Source organism: Solidesulfovibrio sp., from assembly GCF_029978005.1.
Classification (GTDB): domain Bacteria; phylum Desulfobacterota; class Desulfovibrionia; order Desulfovibrionales; family Desulfovibrionaceae; genus Solidesulfovibrio.
Map to the genome: position 1 here is coordinate 1 of NZ_JARKOZ010000077.1, position 15803 is coordinate 15803.

A 15803-nucleotide genomic window follows, 5' to 3' on the forward strand; every position below is an offset into this window, starting at 1 on the left:
GAGATGGTGATGCCCGGCGACAACGCCACGTTCAACGTGGAGCTGATCGCCCCCATCGCCATGGAGAAGGGCCTGCGCTTCGCCATCCGCGAAGGCGGCCGCACCGTCGGCGCCGGCGTCGTGTCGGAAATCGTGGAGTAATATCATGGTTTCCATGCAAAACGATCGCATTCGCATCAAACTCAAGGCTTACGACTACCGCATTCTGGACAAGGCGGTGGCCGAAATCGTGGATACCGCGCGCAACACCGGCGCGGGCGTGGCCGGGCCCATCCCGCTGCCCACGGACATCCACAAGGTCACGGTCAACCGCTCCGTTCACGTGGACAAGAAGTCCCGGGAACAGTTCGAGATGCGGGTTCACAAACGGCTTCTGGACATTATGGAGCCCACGCAGCAGACGGTGGACGCGCTCGGCAAGCTGAGCCTGCCCGCCGGCGTCGACGTGGAAATCAAGCTCTAAGGGAAGGTCGGCATGGCTGCCACGCTTGGAATACTTGGCCGGAAACTGGGCATGACCCGGATTTTCGGCGACGACGGATCCATTATCCCGGTCACGGTCATCGAGGCCGGCCCCTGCCCCGTCACCCAGGTCAAGACCATGGACAAGGACGGGTACAACGCCATGCAGATCGGGTTCGACACGATCCCGGAACGCAAGGTCAACAAGCCCGCCAAGGGCCACCTGGACAAGGCCGGTCGCGGCTACTTCCGGGTGCTGCGCGAGATCCGCCTGGACGGCCCCTCGGCCTTCGAGCAGGGCATGGACGTGACCGTGGACATCTTCGCCCCGGGCGAGACCGTCAAGGTCACCGGCACCTCCATCGGCAAGGGCTTCGCCGGCGTCATGAAGCGCTGGAACTTCGCGGGCCTCAAAAAGACCCACGGCACGGAGAAGGCCCATCGCTCCGGCGGTTCCATCGGCAACAACACCGAGCCGGGCAAGGTCATGAAGGGCAAGAAGATGGCCGGCCACATGGGGGCGCGCACCGTGACCGTCATGGGCATCGAGGTCGTCGACGTCCGCCCGGAACAGAACCTGATCCTGGTCAAGGGTCAGGTGCCCGGACCGCGCAACTGCGTGGTCATGGTGCGCAAGCAGGGGTAACGGGTACAATCATGGCAAACGTAAAGCTTTTCGACCAGACGAGCCAGGAGATCGGCACCGTCGATCTGGCTCCCGAGGTCTTCGAGGTCGAGGTCCAGCCCGAGCTGCTGCACCTGGTGGTGCGGGCCCAGCTCGCCGCCAAGCGCGCCGGCACGCACAGCGTCAAGACCCGCGCCTACGTCAGCGGCGGCGGCAAGAAGCCCTGGCGGCAGAAGGGCACGGGCCGCGCCCGCGCCGGCTCCACCCGCTCGCCCCTGTGGCGCGGCGGCGCCGTCGTCCACGGGCCCGAGCCCCGGGACTACACTTTCAAGGTCAACCGCAAGGTGCGCCAGCTGGCCCTGCGCATGGCCCTGTCGGCCAAGCTCGGCGACGCCTCCCTGCTGGTGGTGGACGCCCTGTCCGTGCCGGAGATCAAGACCAAGCACATGGCCAAGGTGACTTCGGATTTCGGGCTCAAAAAAGCCTTGATTGTTCTGCCCGCTTCGGATAACAATCTCGAGCTTTCCGCCAGGAACCTTCCCGGCATCAAAGTCGTGCGGGAAGATATGCTCAACGTGTATGACGTCCTGCGCCACGACCACCTGGTCATGGTCAAGGACGCGGCGCTTAAGGTCCAGGAGAGGCTCGGTCATGGAGTACGCTAACATTCTGCTGCGGCCCCTGGTTTCCGAGAAGGCCACCATGATGAAGGAAGCCGCCAACCAGGTGGTTTTTTTCGTCCACCCCGAGGCGAACAAGATCGAAATCGCCAAGGCCGTGGAAAAGGCGTTTTCGGTGAAGGTCGCCGGCGTGCGGGTGGTCAAGCGCCGCCCCCTGGCCCGGTCGCGCATGGGCAAGGTGACGGGGCGCATCCCCGGCTACAAGAAAGCCTACGTGACCCTGGCCCAGGGCGATAAAATAGAGTTCTTCGAAGGGGTTTAGTCATGTCCATCCGCAAGCTCAAGCCCACGTCGGCCGGCCGCCGGTTCCAGACGGTCTCCACCTTCGAGGAGATCACCCGGACCGAGCCCGAGAAGTCCCTCGTCGAGGGCCTTCCCCGCGCCTCCGGCCGCAACTGCTACGGCCGGATCACCTCGCGGCGGCGGGGCGGCGGCAACAAGCGCCTGTATCGCATCATCGACTTCAAGCGCGACAAGTTCAACGTTCCGGCCAAGGTCTTCTCCGTGGAGTACGACCCCAACCGTAGCGCCCGAATTGCGCTTTTGCATTACGCCGATGGTGAGAAACGTTACATTTTGGCGCCGGTTGGCATGTCCGTCGGCGACATGGTCACCGCCGGCGACGGGGCCGACATCAAGCCGGGCAATGCCCTGCCGCTGAAGAAAATTCCCGTCGGCACGCTGCTGCACAACATCGAGCTCGCGCCGGGCAAGGGCGGCCAGATCTGCCGCGCCGCCGGCACCTACGCCCAGCTCGTGGCCAAGGAGGGCAAATACGCCCTGCTGCGCCTGCCCTCGGGCGAAGTGCGCAACATCCTGGCCTCGTGCCTGGCCACCGTCGGCCAGGTCGGCAACGTGATGCACGAGAACATCTCCATCGGCAAGGCCGGCCGCAACCGCTGGCTCGGCAAACGGCCCGAGGTTCGCGGCGTGGCCATGAACCCGGTCGATCACCCGCATGGCGGCGGCGAGGGCAAGAGTTCGGGCGGCCGGCATCCGGTCACCCCCTGGGGCACGCCGACCAAGGGCTACAAGACCCGCAACAAGAAAAAGGCCTCGTCCAAGCTTATCGCCAAGCGGCGCGGACAAAAGTAAGAGGGAACGCCTATGCCTCGGTCGCTCAAAAAGGGTCCGTTCGTTGACGGGCATCTGGAAAAAAAGGTCGCCTACGCCGTGGAGAACAAGGACCGCCGCGTGATCAAGACCTGGTCGCGCCGGTCCATGATCCTGCCCGAGATGGTGGGGCTCACCTTCGCCGTGCACAACGGCAAGAAGTTCATCCCGGTGTTCGTTTCCGAGAACATGGTCGGCCACAAGCTCGGCGAGTTCGCGCCTACGCGGACCTTCCACGGCCATGCCGCGGACAAGAAAAGCAAAGTGAAAAAGTAGCCGGGGATCGTTCCCGGTCGGGATAAAGCCATGGAAGCCAAAGCCAGAGCCAAATTCATCCGCGTGTCGCCGCAAAAGGCCCGCCTCGTCGCCGCCAACATCCTTGGCCGCCCCGTTGAGGAGGCCATGAACATACTGAAGTTCACGCCCAAAAAATCGGCCAAGCTCATCGGCAAGGTGCTGCACTCGGCCGTGGCCAACGCGGAGCAGATTTCGGGCGTGGACATCGACAACCTCACGGTCAAGCAGGTGATCGTCAATCCGGGGCCGACCTGGAAGCGCATCATGACGCGCTCCATGGGCCGCGCCTTCAGGATCGTCAAGCGCACGAGCCATATCACCGTCGTCGTGGCCGAGAACTAGGAGCGACACAATGGGCCAGAAAGTACATCCCTACGGGTTCCGGCTCGGGTACAACAAGAATTGGCTGTCCCGCTGGTTTTCCAAGAAGGACTATCCCGCCTTCGTTTTCGAGGACAACAATATCCGGAAGTTCGTCAAGAAGAGCCTGTACCACGCCGGGATTTCCAAGATCGAGATCGAACGCGCCGGCGGCAAGATCCGCCTGATCATCCACACCGCCCGGCCGGGCATCGTCATCGGCCGCAAGGGCACGGAGATCGAGAAGGTGCGCGGCGACCTCAAGCAGCGCTTCGGCCGCGAATTCACGGTCGAGGTCAACGAGATCCGGCGTCCCGAGATCGACTCCCAGCTGGTGGCCGAGAACATCGCCCTGCAGTTGGAGCGCCGCGTGGCCTTCCGCCGGGCCATGAAGCGCACCGTCGGGCTCTCCCGCAAGTTCGGGGCCGAGGGCATCAAGGTCTCCTGCGCCGGCCGCCTGGCCGGGGCCGAGATCGCCCGCTCCGAGTGGTACCGCGACGGCCGCGTGCCGCTGCAGACCCTCCGCGCCGACATCGACTACGGCTACGCCATCGCCAAGACCACCTACGGGGTCATCGGCGTGAAGGTCTGGATTTTCAAAGGCGAGATTTTGGACCACGAGGTGGAAGCGTAATGTTGGCCCCCAAAAAGACCAAATACCGCAAGATGCAGAAGGGCCGCCTGCGCGGTCCGGCCACCAAGGGCGCCTCCATCGACTTCGGCGAGGTGGGCATCAAGGCCATGGAGCACGGCAAGCTGTCCAGCCAGCAGATCGAGGCCGCCCGTGTCGCCATCATGCGGCACATCAAGCGCGGCGGCAAGGTCTGGATCCGCATCTTCCCGGACCGCGTCAAGACGGAGAAGCCCGCCGAAGTCCGTCAGGGCAAGGGCAAGGGCGCGCCCGTGGGCTGGTTCGCCGCGGTCAAGCCCGGCCGCGTGCTCTACGAGATCAAGGGCGTGGACATGGAGACGGCCAAGGAAGCGCTGACGCGCGCCATGCACAAGCTGCCCATCAAGACCAAGATCGTGGCCAAGGAGGGCGTCTAGTCATGAAGACCGCCGAACTGCGCGAGCTCGACGCCGAAGGCTTGGCCAAGAAGCTCGGGGAGTCCCGCGAGGAGCTCTTCAAGCTGCGTTTCCAGCACGCCACGGCGCAGCTGGAAAAGACCCACCGTCTGCGCGAGGTCCGCAAGGACATCGCCCGCATCATGACGGTGCAAAACGAAAAAGGGCGCCAAGCCTAAGCGGGGTTCGCCATGGAAGAGCATAAGAGCAATCGCCGGCAGCTGACCGGCGTGGTGGTGTCCGACAAGGCCGACAAGACCATCGTGGTCATGGTCGAGACCCTGGTCCAGCACCCGCTGTACAAGAAGTACATTCGTCGCCGCAAAAAGTTCATGGCCCACGATCCGCAAAACGACTGCGGCATCGGCGATACGGTGAGCATCATCGAGCATCGTCCGCTGTCCGCCCGCAAGCGTTGGCACCTCGTGAAAATCATGGAAAAAGCGGTCTAGGAGCGACGTCATGATCCAGGTTGAAACCCAGCTCGACGTGGCGGACAATTCCGGCGCGAAGAAAGTCAGCTGCATCAAGGTGCTCGGCGGCTCCCGCCGCCGCTACGCCTCGGTCGGCGACATCATCGTCGTGTCGGTCAAGGACGCCCTGCCCAATTCCAAGGTGAAGAAGGGCGCGGTTATGAAGGCCGTCGTCGTGCGCACGAAAAAGGAAGTGGGGCGGCCCGACGGGTCCTACATCAAGTTCGACTCCAACTCGGCCGTGCTGCTTTCCGCGCAACTCGAGCCGGTGGGCACCCGCATCTTCGGACCCGTAGCCCGCGAGCTGCGCCAGAAAAACTTCATGAAGATCGTGTCCCTGGCCCCCGAGGTCCTGTAGGACAGCGGCCGCGGCATCGAGGAAGCCATGAAAACGTATCGGATTCGGAAAAACGACAAGGTGATGGTCACCGCCGGCAAGGACAAGGGCAAGGTGGGCAAGGTGCTCAAGATCCTGCCCAAGAAGAACTCCGTGCTGGTGGAAAAGGTGAACATGGTCAAGCGCCACACCAAGGCCAATCCCTACGCCAAGATTCCCGGCGGCATCGTGGAGAAGGAAGCGCCCCTGGACATTTCCAACGTTTCCCTGCTGTGCGACGCCTGCGCCAAGCCGACCAAGGTCGGCTACAAGGAAACCGCCGACGGCAAGAAGGTGCGCTTCTGCAAGAAGTGCAACCACGAAATCGCGTGAGGAGAAAAGGAAACGGTATGACCCGCCTGGAACAAATTTATGCCGAGAAGGTAGCCCCGGAACTGAAGAAGGCGTTCGGGTACACCTCCAGCATGCAAATCCCCCGGCTTTCCTTCATTTCGCTCAACATGGGCTTGGGTGAGGCGAGCAACAACAACAAGCTCATCGAGGAAGCCGTGGTGGAGCTGACCGCCATCTCTGGACAGAAGGCCGTGGTGACCCGCGCCCGCAAGTCCATTGCCGCGTTCAAGCTCCGGGAAGGCATGCCGGTGGGTTGCCGTGTCACGCTTCGCCGGGATCGGATGTGGGACTTCCTCGACAAGTTGATCAACTTCGCCCTGCCTCGGGTTCGCGACTTTCGCGGCGTGCCTGATCGCGGGTTCGACGGCCGCGGCAATTTCACCCTCGGCGTCCGGGAGCACACGATCTTCCCGGAAATCAACGTGGACCGCGTCGAACACGTCAAGGGCATGAACGTCACCATCGTCACCACGGCTCGTGCCGACAAGGAGGGCAAGATGTTTCTGGACCTCCTCGGCATGCCGTTTAAAAAGTAAGGAGAACGGCCGTGGCCCGCAAATCGTTGATGGTGAAAGCCAGCCGCAAGCCCAAGTTTTCCACCAGAGCATACAACCGCTGCCCCATCTGCGGTCGTCCCAGGGCGTATCTGCGCAAGTTCGGCGTGTGCCGCATTTGCTTCCGTAACATGTCGCTGACCGGCGAAATGCCCGGCGTGCGCAAGTCGAGCTGGTAGCTTAAGGAGAAGGAAACCATGTCGGTGACCGACCCTATTTCCGATATGCTCACCCGCATCCGCAACGCCCACCGGGCCTTGCACGCGGATCTGAACATTCCGGCCTCCAAACTCAAGGCCGCCATCGCCGCCATCCTCAAAGAGGAAGGCTACATCGCCGATTATTCCGTGGCCGAGGCCGCGCTGTCCATCAGCCTCAAGTACCAGGGCGGCAAGCCGCTCATCTCGGGCCTCAAGCGGGTGAGCAAGCCCGGCCGCCGCGTCTACGTCGGGGCCGAGGCCATCCCCAAGGTCCAAAACGGCCTGGGCATCAGCATCCTGTCCACCTCTCGGGGCATCCTCGAGGGCGGCAAGGCCCGGGAGCTCAAGGTCGGCGGCGAGCTCCTGTGCGAAATCTGGTAAGAAGACACGTCGCGGAGAAGATGTCATGTCCAGGATAGGCAAACGCGAAATCGAGCTTCCCTCCGGCGTGTCCGTCGAGGTGGCTCCCGAGGCGGTGACGGTCAAGGGCCCCAAGGGCCAGCTGTCCACCCCCACCCATCCCAAGATCGCCTACGCGGTCGAGGGTTCCAAAGTCATGGTCAGCCGCGTGGACGACACGCGCCTGGCCCGGGCCCAGCACGGCCTGCGCCGCACCCTCCTGGCCAACCTGGTCGAGGGCGTGAGCAAGGGCTTCTCCAAGACCCTCGAGGTCATCGGCGTGGGCTACAAGGTGTCCGCCTCGCCGGACACCGTGACCCTGGCCGTGGGCTACTCCCACCCGGTGGACTTCAAGCTGCCGGCCGGCATCGAGGCCAAGGTCGAGGGCAACAAGCTCACCCTGACGGGCATCGACAAGGTGCTTCTGGGCGAGACCGCGGCGCGCATCCGCCGCGTGCGTCCGCCCGAGCCGTTCAAGGGCAAGGGCATCAAGTACGACACCGAAACCATTCGTCGCAAGGCCGGCAAGTCCGGCGGCAAGAAATAGGACCGCACCATGAAGATGACCAAGACCCTGGCGCGCGCGCGCCGGAAAGTCCGCATCCGCAAGAAGCTGGCCGGCACCGCCGAGCGTCCCCGGCTGGTCGTGTTCCGGTCCAACCGGCACATCTACGCCCAGGTCGTCGACGACCTCACCGGCCAGACCCTGGTGTCGTCTTCCAGCCTGACCCTGGGCAAGGGCGGCGAGGCCATGAAGGCCGACACGGAAGCCGCCGCCAAGGTGGGCAAGGACCTGGCCCAAAAGGCCCTGGAACGCAATATCGACGCCGTTGTCTTCGACCGCAACGGTTACATCTACCACGGCCGGATCAAAGCCCTGGCCGACGGAGCGCGTGATGGCGGCCTCAAATTCTAATAAGCGCGGGAAGGAAGACGGCATGGAACAGCAGACCGACCTCGGTCAGATCGAAAAGATCGTGTACCTCAACCGCGTGGCCAAAGTCGTCAAAGGCGGCCGGCGGTTCAGCTTCAGCGCCCTGGTCGTCGTCGGCGACGGCAAGGGGTCGGTCGGCTATGGGCTGGGCAAGGCCAACGAGGTTCCGGAAGCCATCCGCAAGGCCACGGAGCAGGCCCGCAAGGGCATGATCCGCATCCCGCTGCTCGACGGCACCCTGCCTTACGAGGTGCTCGGTCAGTTCGGGGCCGGCCGCGTCATGCTCAAGCCCGCCTCCAAGGGCACCGGCATCATCGCCGGCGGTCCGGTGCGCGCCATCATGGAAGCCTGCGGCGTCCACGACATCCTGACCAAGGCCATCGGCACCAACAATCCGCACAACGTCCTGCGCGCCACCATGGAAGGTCTGGCTTCGCTGCGCAGCGCCGACTCCGTCGGCGCCATGCGCGGCAAGGCCCTGGCCACGCCGCGCAAATAAGGAAGATCGCCATGGCAACCATTACCGTGACCCTGGCCAGAAGCCGTTACGGCAACACCCCCAAGCAGCGCGGCACCCTGGCCGCCCTGGGACTTACGAAAATCCGGCAGGCGCGCACCTTCGAGAAGTCCGAGACCGTCGTCGGCATGATCGAGAAGGTCAAGCACCTGGTTGAGGTGACCGAGTCATGAAGCTGCACGAACTCTATCCCTTCCCCGAGGAGCGCAAGGACCGCAAGCGCCTCGGCCGCGGCCGGGGCACCGGTCAGGGCTGCACCGCCGGCAAGGGCAACAAGGGCCAGAACGCCCGTTCGGGCGTGTCCGAGCGCCCCTGGTTCGAGGGCGGCCAGATGCCGCTGGCGCGCCGCCTGCCCAAGCGCGGGTTCAAGAACTTCAAGTTCAAGGTGGTCTACCAGCCGCTGAACCTCGACCGGCTGCTCGCGGCCTTCGAGGGCAAGGACGCCATCAGCCTGGACGACATCTACGCCCGCGGGCTGGCCCAGGCCGGCGCGCTGGTGAAGATCCTGAGCCAGGGCGAAGTCGCCGCCGCCGTCACCGTGGAAGCCCATCGCTTCAGCGCCAAGGCAGCGGAAAAGATCGCCGCCGCCGGCGGCAAGGCCGTGACCCTCGGGGTCGAGGCCGCTGACGCCGAAACTCCTACCGAATAAACGGAAGTTGCCGTGGCCCTTACCGGAGTCGAGAATCTGGCCCGTTTGCCGGAGCTCAAAAAGAAGCTCCTGTGGACTTTCGTCCTGGTGGCCGTCTACCGCATCGGCGTGCACGGTCCCGTGCCCGGCGTGGATTCGGCCGCCCTGGCGGATTTTTTCGAGAGCGCCAAGAATACCCTGTTCGGTCTGTTCGACATGTTCTCCGGCGGCGGCTTGCGCAACCTGTCCATCTTCGCCCTGGGCATCATGCCCTACATCTCCGCCTCCATCATCATCCAGCTGCTGACCGTGGTCAGCCCCGAGCTGGCCAAGATGCAGAAGGAAGAGGGCGCGGCCGGCCGCAAGAAGATCACCCAGTACACCCGCTACGGCACGGTGCTGATCACCATCATCCAGGGCTTCGGCATCGCCGTGGGCCTGGAGAGCATGGCCAGCCCCACCGGCGCGCCGGTCGTTCTGGCCGCCGGCTGGGGCTTCCGCCTGATGACCATCCTGACCCTGACCGCGGGCACCGTCTTTTTGATGTGGCTCGGCGAGCAGCTGACGGAGAAGGGCATCGGCAACGGCATCTCCATGATCATCTACGCCGGCATCGTGGCCGGGCTGCCCAGGGCCGTGCTGTCCACCCTGGACCTGCTCAAGGCCGGCGAGCTGTCGCTGTTCGTCCTGATCCTCATCGTCGCGCTCATGGTGGCCGTGCTTGCGGCCATCGTCTTCATGGAGCGCGGCCAGCGCCGCATCCCCATCCAGTACGCCAAGCGGATGGTGGGGCGCAAAATGTACGGCGGCCAGACCACGCACCTGCCTCTTCGCGTGAACACGGCCGGCGTCATCCCGCCGATCTTCGCCTCGTCGATCCTGCTTTTCCCGGCGACCATCGGCGAGTTCTCGAGCGTGCCGTGGCTCAAGGACGTGGCGGCCCTGTTCAGTCCGCAGACGATCACCTACAACGTGATCTTCGTGGCCCTGATCGTGTTCTTCTGCTACTTCTACACGGCCATCATCTTCGATCCGAACGACATTGCGGAGAACATCCGCAAGCAGGGCGGGTTCATCCCCGGCATCCGCCCCGGCGCCAAGACCAAGGAATATATCGACAAGGTCCTGGCCCGCATCACGCTCTGGGGTTCCATGTACATCTCGATCGTGTGCGTGCTGCCCATGATGCTGATCCACGAGTTCAACGTGCCGTTCTATTTCGGCGGCACTTCGCTTCTGATCGTGGTCGGCGTGGCCATGGACTTCATGTCCCAGATCGAGTCCTATCTGATCTCCCGCCAGTATGAAGGTCTCATGCAGAAGGGGAGAATCAAGGGCAGGCAGTAGAAATTGAAGAAGGTCAAGGGGATATTCCTCAAGAACGACCTTGAGATCGCGGCCATGCGGAAGTCGTGCCGCATCGTGGCCATCATTCTCGGCGATCTGCGGGAAGCGGTCAGGCCTGGCGTCAAGACGATGTTGTTCGAGGAGATCGCGCGCAAACGCTGCGACGATTTCAAGGTGAAGCCGGCGTTTCTGGGCATGTACGGATTCCCTTACGCTCTTTGCTGCTCGGTCAACGAAGAGGTGGTGCACGGCTTCCCGTCGGAGCGCGTGCTGGTCGAGGGGGACATCGTCAGCTTCGACATGGGCGTGGTGTACGACGGCTTCTACGGCGATTCGGCCACCACGGTCCCGGTGGGGGCGGTGGACGAGGCCAAGGCGAAGCTCTTGTCGGTGACCCAGGAATCGCTCGCGGCGGGCATCGAGCAGGCGGTTTCGGGCAATGACCTGTATGACATTTCGCGGGCCGTGCAGAAATATGTTGAAGGCCATGGGCTAAGTGTTGTAAGACGGTTTGTTGGTCACGGCATCGGGAGGAAACTCCACGAAAAGCCCGAAATCCCGAATTTCGAGCCCAAGGGCGCGCCCCGCGTCCCGCTCCTGCCCGGGATGGTGCTGGCCATCGAACCCATGGTGACGGCCGGCGGGCCCGATGTCGAAGTCCTGTCGGACAACTGGACCGCCGTGACCAAGGACCGCAGCCTGTCCGCCCATTTCGAGCATACGGTGGCTGTGACCAGAAACGGTCCTCGGATTTTAAGCCTGCCCGATTGAAACGACCGATACCCAAGCGGCATCGGTTGTTTTCGTCGCCAGGAGACGGAGAGCGTCATGAAAGTGAAACCCTCGGTGAAAAAACTTTGTCCCAAGTGCAAAATCATCCGTCGCCACGGCATCGTGCGGGTGATCTGCGAGAACCCCCGGCACAAGCAGCGCCAGGGATAACGGAGGAACGTCGTGGCCAGAATCGCGGGAGTCGACCTGCCCAAAAACAAACGGATGGATATCGCCCTGACCTACATCTTCGGCATCGGTCGGGCGACGGCACTGCATATCCTCGAGTCCACGGGCGTGGACTGGACCAAGAACTCCGACGCCCTGACCCCCGAGGAAACCAACACCATCCGCAAGGAAATCGAGGCCAATCACAAGGTCGAGGGCGATTTGCGGCGTGATGTGACCGCCAATATCAAACGCCTCATGGACATCGGCTGCTATCGCGGCCTGCGCCACCGCCGGGGTCTGCCCTGCCGCGGCCAGCGCACCCACACCAATTCGCGCACCCGCAAGGGCCCGCGTCGCGGCGTGATGGCCAAGAAGAAGAAATAACGCCCGTCCGTCGCGACCGGCATCCTGCACCAAACGGAAAATCGACCCGAAAGGGCTTTGTGGAGACTCGTGATGGCGAAACCGCGCCGCACCGGCAAAAAGGAACGCAAGAACATTCCCGTGGGCGTGGCCCATATCCAGGCCTCGTTTAACAATACCATCGTGACCTTCACGGACCAGAAGGGCAACGTGGTCAGCTGGGCCACCTCCGGCGGCGCCGGGTTCAAGGGCTCGCGCAAGTCCACTCCCTTCGCCGCCCAGGTCGCGGCGGAAAACGCCGCCCGCAAGGCCCAGGAAAACGGCATGCGCACCGTCGGCATCCTGGTCAAGGGCCCGGGCTCCGGTCGCGAGGCCGCCATGCGCGCCATCCATAACGCCGGGTTCAAGGTCAGCTTCATTCGCGACATCACCCCGATCCCCCACAACGGCTGCCGTCCTCCCAAACGGCGCCGCGTCTGATCGGGCGGGAGCTTTCGACCGGCGGCGCGCCGCCGGAACTTGTTTGTTTGCAGCCAGGCCCGCCGTCGGGCCTGGATTGACTTTCGGTTCGCCGCGGGGGCGCACGTCGCCCGACAGGACGAAACGGACACCATGCGGGACGCGTTGCGCAGGCTACGGCCGCCACGGCCCGCGGCACTCAGGAGGAACGACCTTGGCACGTTACACAGAAGCGAAATGCCGGATTTGCCGCCGGGAAGGGGCCAAGCTTTTTTTGAAGGGCGACCGTTGCTACACGGACAAGTGCGCCTATGAGCGTCGTCCCTACGCCCCCGGCCAGCACGGCCGCATCCGCAAGAAGATGAGCGACTACGCCATCCAGTTGCGCGAAAAGCAGAAGACCCGCCGCATGTACGGCATCCTGGAAGGGCAGTTCCGCGCCTACTTCCAGCGCGCCGACATGAAGAAAGGCGTCACCGGCGAAAACCTGCTCTCCTTTCTCGAACGCCGCATGGACAACGTCATCTACCGCCTCGGTTTCGCCAACTCGCGCAACCAGGCCCGGCAGCTCGTGCGGCATGGCATTTTCACCCTCAATGGCCGCCGCGTGACCATCCCCTCCTTGCAGGTCAAGGTCGGGGACGTCATCGAAGTGCGCGAGCGCAACCGCCAGTCCCCCATCATCCTGGAAGCCCAGCAGGTCATCGCCCGCCGCGGCTGTCCGGCTTGGCTCGAGGTCGACGGCGAGAAGCTCAAGGGCAAGGTCAACGCCCTGCCCACCCGCGAGGACGTGCAGTTCCCGATCAACGAGCAGCTCATCGTCGAGCTCTACTCCAAGTAATCGGCAAAGTTCGCTTTGCATAAGGGGACGCCATGTTGATTCGCAACGGCCAAAGGCTCATCAACTCCCGCAACTGGACCGAACTGGTCAAGCCGGAGAAGCTCGAACGCGACCCCGTCTCGACCGATACCGTCGGCCGGTTCGTGTGCGAGCCCCTGGAGCGCGGATTCGGCACGACGCTCGGCAACGCCTTGCGCCGGACCCTGCTTTCCTCCTTGCAGGGCGCGGCCATCGTCGCCGCCCGCATCGAGGGCGTGCAGCACGAGTTCTCGACCATCCCGGGCGTCATCGAGGACGTCACCGAGATCATCCTGAACCTCAAGCAGGTCCGGTTGGCCATGACCACCGAGGACCCCCAGCGCCTCACCCTGGTGGCCAACCAGAAGGGCGAGGTGCTGGCCAGCGCCATCCAGGGCAACCAGAACGTCGCCGTGCTGAGCGAAGACGTGCTGATCGCCACCCTGTCCGAGGACCGGGAACTGCGCATGGAGCTCGAAGTGCGCATGGGCAAGGGCTACGTGCCGGCCGACATGCACGAGGGCCTCGACGCCGAGATCGGCCTGATTCTCCTTGACTCCAGCTTCTCGCCGGTCAAGAAGGTCGCCTACACCATCGAGCAGGCCCGTGTCGGCCAGATGACCAACTACGACAAGCTCGTCCTCGAAGTCGCCACCGACGGCTCCATCAGCCCCGAGGACGCCATCTCCTACAGCGCCAAGATCCTCAAGGACCAGCTCACCGTCTTCATCAATTTCGACGAGAAGGAGTCCGAGGCCGACAAGGCGCGCCGCCGCGACGACATCGAACTCAATCCGAGCCTGTTCAAGAGCATCGACGAGCTTGAACTTTCCGTGCGCGCCACCAACTGCCTCAAGTCCGCCAACATCCAGACCGTCGGCGAACTGATGCAGAAGACCGAAAACGAGATGCTCAAGACCAAGAACTTCGGCAAGAAGTCCCTTGAGGAAATCCGCCGGGTCCTGGAGGACATGGGCCTCGAATTCGGCATGCGCATCGAGAACTTCGAACAAAAATACCAGGAATGGCTGAAGAGGAAGCAGGCCGATGAGACATAAGAAATCCGGACGCAAGTTTGGCAGGAACGCCTCCCATCGGAAGGCCATGCTGCGCAATATGGCGCGCTCGCTTTTTATCCACGAGCGCATCCGCACCACCGAGCACAAGGCCAAGGAACTGCGCGGCGTCGTGGAGCATCTCGTGACCCTCGCCCAGACCGACAGCGTCCACGCCCGCCGCCTGGTCTACAAGGTGCTCGAAAACCACCAGCTGGTCGCCCGGCTCTTCGACGAGATCGCCCCGCGTTTCAAGGGGCAACCCGGCGGCTACACCCGGGTCGTCAAGATGAGCGTGCCCCGCGCCGGCGACTGCGCCGCCATGGCCGTCATCGAGCTGACCGCCCTGGCCGGCCAGACCGCTCCGGCCAAGGACACCGAAAAGGCCCCGGCCGAAACGGCCCCGGCTCCCGAAGCGGCTCAAGAATAAGCGTCACCACGGGCGGAACCTTCGGGTTCCGCCTTTTTCTTGTCGATATATATAGATATTTCCTATGAGGTGAATTCCATATATGGATATTCGTCGGCTCCAGGCCTTCGCCAAAGTCTACGACCTGCGCAGCTTTTCCAAGGCCGGCGAGGAGCTGATGCTCTCCCAGCCGACCATCAGCGCCCACGTCATGGCCCTGGAGGAGGAGCTCGACACCCAGCTCTTCGACCGCCTGGGCCGCACCGTCCTGCCGACCCAGGCCGGCAACGTGCTCTACCGCTACTGCGCCACCATCTTCAGCCAGCTCGACCACGCCAAGGCCGACATCCTGGCCCTGTCCAAGCGCGTGTCCGGCGAACTGATCATCGGCGGCAGCACCATCCCGGCCCAGTACATCATCCCCAAGGTGGTGGCCCGTTTTCTGGCCAAATACCCGGACGTGCGCATCGAGGTCAGGGGAGGGGACACGTCCGAGATCATCCATCAGGTGGCCGAGGGCGCGGTCCACGTCGGCATCGTGGGCGCTCCCGCCTCCCAGCCGGAACTGGTCAGCCGGCCCATTCTCGAGGACGAACTCGTGCTCATCGCGCCGCCGGCCATCGCCAGATCCTACCTGGTGGAAAACGACGTCAAGGTGCGGCTTTCGGCCCTGCCCTGGGTCATGCGCGAGCCCGGCTCGGGCACGCGGCTGGCCCTGGAGGAGGCCTTGACCCGGGCCGACATCGACGTGCGCAGCCTTCGCGTGGTGCTCCAGGTCCATTCCTCCGTAGCCATCCTCGAATGCGTGGAAGCCGGGCTCGGCGTGGCCGTCATCTCGCGCATGGCCGCCGCCAACTACCTCGACCGGGGAACCATCGCCATCCTGCCCGCCGACGGCCTGGTCATGCGCCGGGAATTCTACGTGGTGCACCACGGCCGGCGCTACATGTTCCCGGCCCAGCGCCTGTTTCTCGGCAGCTGCTGCAACGGGCAATAGCCTTTCGTTGGCTGGGGCGGGAAGGCCCCTCCATAATGAAAAAGGCCCGCCCGGTTTCCCGGACGGGCCTTTTGTCGTGGCCTGGCGCGCGGTCGTTAACCGCCGATGAGCTGCATGGCCATCTTCGGCAGGGAGTTGGCCTGGGACAGCATGGCCACCGCGGACTGGGTCAGGATCTGTTCGCGCACGAACTGGGTCATTTCCGTGGCCACGTCCACGTCCGAGATCTGGGACTCGGCGGCCTGGAGGTTTTCGGCCTGGATCTGCAGGTTGGAGATGGTGTTCTCCAGGCGGTTCTGCAGGGCGCCCAGGTTGGCGCGGATCTTGTCCTTGGA

Annotated in this window: 31 protein-coding genes and 1 pseudogene; 31 read left to right on the forward strand and 1 reads right to left on the reverse strand. The window is 63.7% G+C overall.

All coding sequences use genetic code 11. The annotated features are described in order from the left end of the window. The 31 genes and pseudogenes from tuf to Q1K70_RS09135 all read left to right on the forward strand — a co-directional run. Nucleotides 1-141, forward strand: a pseudogene (gene tuf, locus Q1K70_RS08985) (elongation factor Tu); the annotation flags it as partial. Between the two features lie 4 nt (nt 142-145). Continuing rightward, nucleotides 146-463 (forward strand): 30S ribosomal protein S10, encoded by a 318-nt coding sequence (rpsJ, locus tag Q1K70_RS08990; protein WP_006920465.1) that lies wholly within the window; start codon nt 146-148, stop codon nt 461-463. A gap of 12 nt (nt 464-475) precedes the next feature. After that, entirely contained in the window at nt 476-1108 is a 633-nt protein-coding gene (rplC, locus tag Q1K70_RS08995; protein ID WP_300158024.1) for a 50S ribosomal protein L3, read from the forward strand. An 11-nt stretch (nt 1109-1119) separates the two neighbouring features. Next, nucleotides 1120-1752: a 50S ribosomal protein L4 gene (rplD, locus tag Q1K70_RS09000; protein WP_300158026.1), complete on the forward strand. Its 633-nt coding sequence runs from the start codon at nt 1120-1122 to the stop codon at nt 1750-1752. Further along, the gene (gene rplW, locus Q1K70_RS09005) at nt 1739-2029 is read left to right on the forward strand and encodes a 50S ribosomal protein L23 (protein ID WP_300158028.1); all 291 of its coding nucleotides are present in this window, start codon (nt 1739-1741) and stop codon (nt 2027-2029) included. The genes rplD and rplW overlap by 14 nt, the downstream gene beginning before the upstream one ends. A 2-nt stretch (nt 2030-2031) precedes the next feature. Further along, a complete protein-coding gene (gene rplB / locus Q1K70_RS09010; protein ID WP_300158030.1) occupies nt 2032-2862 on the forward strand; it encodes a 50S ribosomal protein L2 in 831 nt (276 codons plus the stop codon). A gap of 12 nt (nt 2863-2874) precedes the next feature. Further along, nucleotides 2875-3156 carry a 30S ribosomal protein S19 gene (gene rpsS, locus Q1K70_RS09015; RefSeq protein ID WP_005993028.1) on the forward strand — a complete coding sequence of 94 codons (282 nt, stop codon included), beginning with the start codon at nt 2875-2877 and terminating at the stop codon, nt 3154-3156. Nucleotides 3157-3186: 30 nt separating this feature from the next. Next, complete coding sequence (gene rplV / locus Q1K70_RS09020) at nt 3187-3519, forward strand: 50S ribosomal protein L22 (protein WP_300158033.1); 333 nt, start codon at nt 3187-3189, stop codon at nt 3517-3519. Between the two features lie 10 nt (nt 3520-3529). Beyond that, a complete protein-coding gene (gene rpsC / locus Q1K70_RS09025) occupies nt 3530-4171 on the forward strand; it encodes a 30S ribosomal protein S3 (protein ID WP_300158035.1) in 642 nt (213 codons plus the stop codon). Beyond that, nucleotides 4171-4584, forward strand: a complete 414-nt coding sequence (gene rplP / locus Q1K70_RS09030; RefSeq protein WP_300158037.1) for a 50S ribosomal protein L16 — start codon at nt 4171-4173, stop codon at nt 4582-4584. The genes rpsC and rplP overlap by 1 nt, the downstream gene beginning before the upstream one ends. A gap of 2 nt (nt 4585-4586) precedes the next feature. Further along, nucleotides 4587-4781 carry a 50S ribosomal protein L29 gene (rpmC, locus tag Q1K70_RS09035; protein WP_300158039.1) on the forward strand — a complete coding sequence of 65 codons (195 nt, stop codon included), beginning with the start codon at nt 4587-4589 and terminating at the stop codon, nt 4779-4781. A 12-nt stretch (nt 4782-4793) separates the two neighbouring features. Then, a complete protein-coding gene (rpsQ, locus tag Q1K70_RS09040; RefSeq protein WP_300158041.1) occupies nt 4794-5054 on the forward strand; it encodes a 30S ribosomal protein S17 in 261 nt (86 codons plus the stop codon). A 10-nt stretch (nt 5055-5064) separates the two neighbouring features. Beyond that, on the forward strand, nt 5065-5433 hold the full coding sequence (gene rplN / locus Q1K70_RS09045) for a 50S ribosomal protein L14 (RefSeq protein WP_029459050.1): 369 nt from the start codon (nt 5065-5067) through the stop codon (nt 5431-5433). A 27-nt stretch (nt 5434-5460) separates the two neighbouring features. Next, entirely contained in the window at nt 5461-5784 is a 324-nt protein-coding gene (gene rplX, locus Q1K70_RS09050) for a 50S ribosomal protein L24 (protein ID WP_300158046.1), read from the forward strand. A gap of 17 nt (nt 5785-5801) precedes the next feature. Beyond that, a complete protein-coding gene (gene rplE / locus Q1K70_RS09055) occupies nt 5802-6341 on the forward strand; it encodes a 50S ribosomal protein L5 (protein ID WP_300158047.1) in 540 nt (179 codons plus the stop codon). Nucleotides 6342-6352: 11 nt separating this feature from the next. Next, entirely contained in the window at nt 6353-6538 is a 186-nt protein-coding gene (locus Q1K70_RS09060; RefSeq protein WP_015859939.1) for a type Z 30S ribosomal protein S14, read from the forward strand. 18 nt (nt 6539-6556) lie between these two features. After that, nucleotides 6557-6940 (forward strand): 30S ribosomal protein S8, encoded by a 384-nt coding sequence (gene rpsH, locus Q1K70_RS09065; RefSeq protein ID WP_300158051.1) that lies wholly within the window; start codon nt 6557-6559, stop codon nt 6938-6940. 25 nt (nt 6941-6965) lie between these two features. Continuing rightward, nucleotides 6966-7505: a 50S ribosomal protein L6 gene (gene rplF / locus Q1K70_RS09070; RefSeq protein WP_300158053.1), complete on the forward strand. Its 540-nt coding sequence runs from the start codon at nt 6966-6968 to the stop codon at nt 7503-7505. A 9-nt stretch (nt 7506-7514) separates the two neighbouring features. Continuing rightward, nucleotides 7515-7874: a 50S ribosomal protein L18 gene (gene rplR, locus Q1K70_RS09075; protein ID WP_300158055.1), complete on the forward strand. Its 360-nt coding sequence runs from the start codon at nt 7515-7517 to the stop codon at nt 7872-7874. A 22-nt stretch (nt 7875-7896) separates the two neighbouring features. Beyond that, on the forward strand, nt 7897-8391 hold the full coding sequence (gene rpsE, locus Q1K70_RS09080) for a 30S ribosomal protein S5 (protein WP_300158057.1): 495 nt from the start codon (nt 7897-7899) through the stop codon (nt 8389-8391). Between the two features lie 11 nt (nt 8392-8402). After that, a complete protein-coding gene (gene rpmD, locus Q1K70_RS09085) occupies nt 8403-8582 on the forward strand; it encodes a 50S ribosomal protein L30 (protein WP_300158059.1) in 180 nt (59 codons plus the stop codon). Beyond that, on the forward strand, nt 8579-9058 hold the full coding sequence (rplO, locus tag Q1K70_RS09090; protein WP_300158061.1) for a 50S ribosomal protein L15: 480 nt from the start codon (nt 8579-8581) through the stop codon (nt 9056-9058). Before rpmD ends, rplO begins: the two co-directional genes overlap by 4 nt. 12 nt (nt 9059-9070) lie before the next feature. Then, complete coding sequence (secY, locus tag Q1K70_RS09095) at nt 9071-10384, forward strand: preprotein translocase subunit SecY (protein ID WP_300158063.1); 1314 nt, start codon at nt 9071-9073, stop codon at nt 10382-10384. Nucleotides 10385-10387: 3 nt separating this feature from the next. Beyond that, nucleotides 10388-11155, forward strand: coding sequence for a type I methionyl aminopeptidase (gene map / locus Q1K70_RS09100; protein ID WP_300158065.1), 768 nt, complete (start codon nt 10388-10390; stop codon nt 11153-11155). A 57-nt stretch (nt 11156-11212) separates the two neighbouring features. After that, the gene (rpmJ, locus tag Q1K70_RS09105) at nt 11213-11326 is read left to right on the forward strand and encodes a 50S ribosomal protein L36 (RefSeq protein WP_029459061.1); all 114 of its coding nucleotides are present in this window, start codon (nt 11213-11215) and stop codon (nt 11324-11326) included. Nucleotides 11327-11338: 12 nt separating this feature from the next. Continuing rightward, nucleotides 11339-11710: a 30S ribosomal protein S13 gene (gene rpsM / locus Q1K70_RS09110; protein ID WP_300158068.1), complete on the forward strand. Its 372-nt coding sequence runs from the start codon at nt 11339-11341 to the stop codon at nt 11708-11710. 72 nt (nt 11711-11782) lie between these two features. Then, nucleotides 11783-12169 carry a 30S ribosomal protein S11 gene (gene rpsK, locus Q1K70_RS09115; protein WP_029459063.1) on the forward strand — a complete coding sequence of 129 codons (387 nt, stop codon included), beginning with the start codon at nt 11783-11785 and terminating at the stop codon, nt 12167-12169. Between the two features lie 193 nt (nt 12170-12362). Continuing rightward, nucleotides 12363-12989 carry a 30S ribosomal protein S4 gene (rpsD, locus tag Q1K70_RS09120; protein ID WP_300158070.1) on the forward strand — a complete coding sequence of 209 codons (627 nt, stop codon included), beginning with the start codon at nt 12363-12365 and terminating at the stop codon, nt 12987-12989. A 32-nt stretch (nt 12990-13021) separates the two neighbouring features. Further along, on the forward strand, nt 13022-14065 hold the full coding sequence (locus tag Q1K70_RS09125; RefSeq protein ID WP_300158072.1) for a DNA-directed RNA polymerase subunit alpha: 1044 nt from the start codon (nt 13022-13024) through the stop codon (nt 14063-14065). Next, on the forward strand, nt 14055-14492 hold the full coding sequence (rplQ, locus tag Q1K70_RS09130; protein ID WP_300158074.1) for a 50S ribosomal protein L17: 438 nt from the start codon (nt 14055-14057) through the stop codon (nt 14490-14492). The genes Q1K70_RS09125 and rplQ overlap by 11 nt, the downstream gene beginning before the upstream one ends. A gap of 82 nt (nt 14493-14574) precedes the next feature. Next, a complete protein-coding gene (locus Q1K70_RS09135; RefSeq protein WP_300158076.1) occupies nt 14575-15468 on the forward strand; it encodes a selenium metabolism-associated LysR family transcriptional regulator in 894 nt (297 codons plus the stop codon). Between the two features lie 95 nt (nt 15469-15563). Here the strand turns inward: Q1K70_RS09135 and Q1K70_RS09140 are convergent. After that, nucleotides 15564-15803: flagellin (locus Q1K70_RS09140; RefSeq protein WP_300158079.1), on the reverse strand; the 240-nt coding region annotated here is incomplete at its 5' end.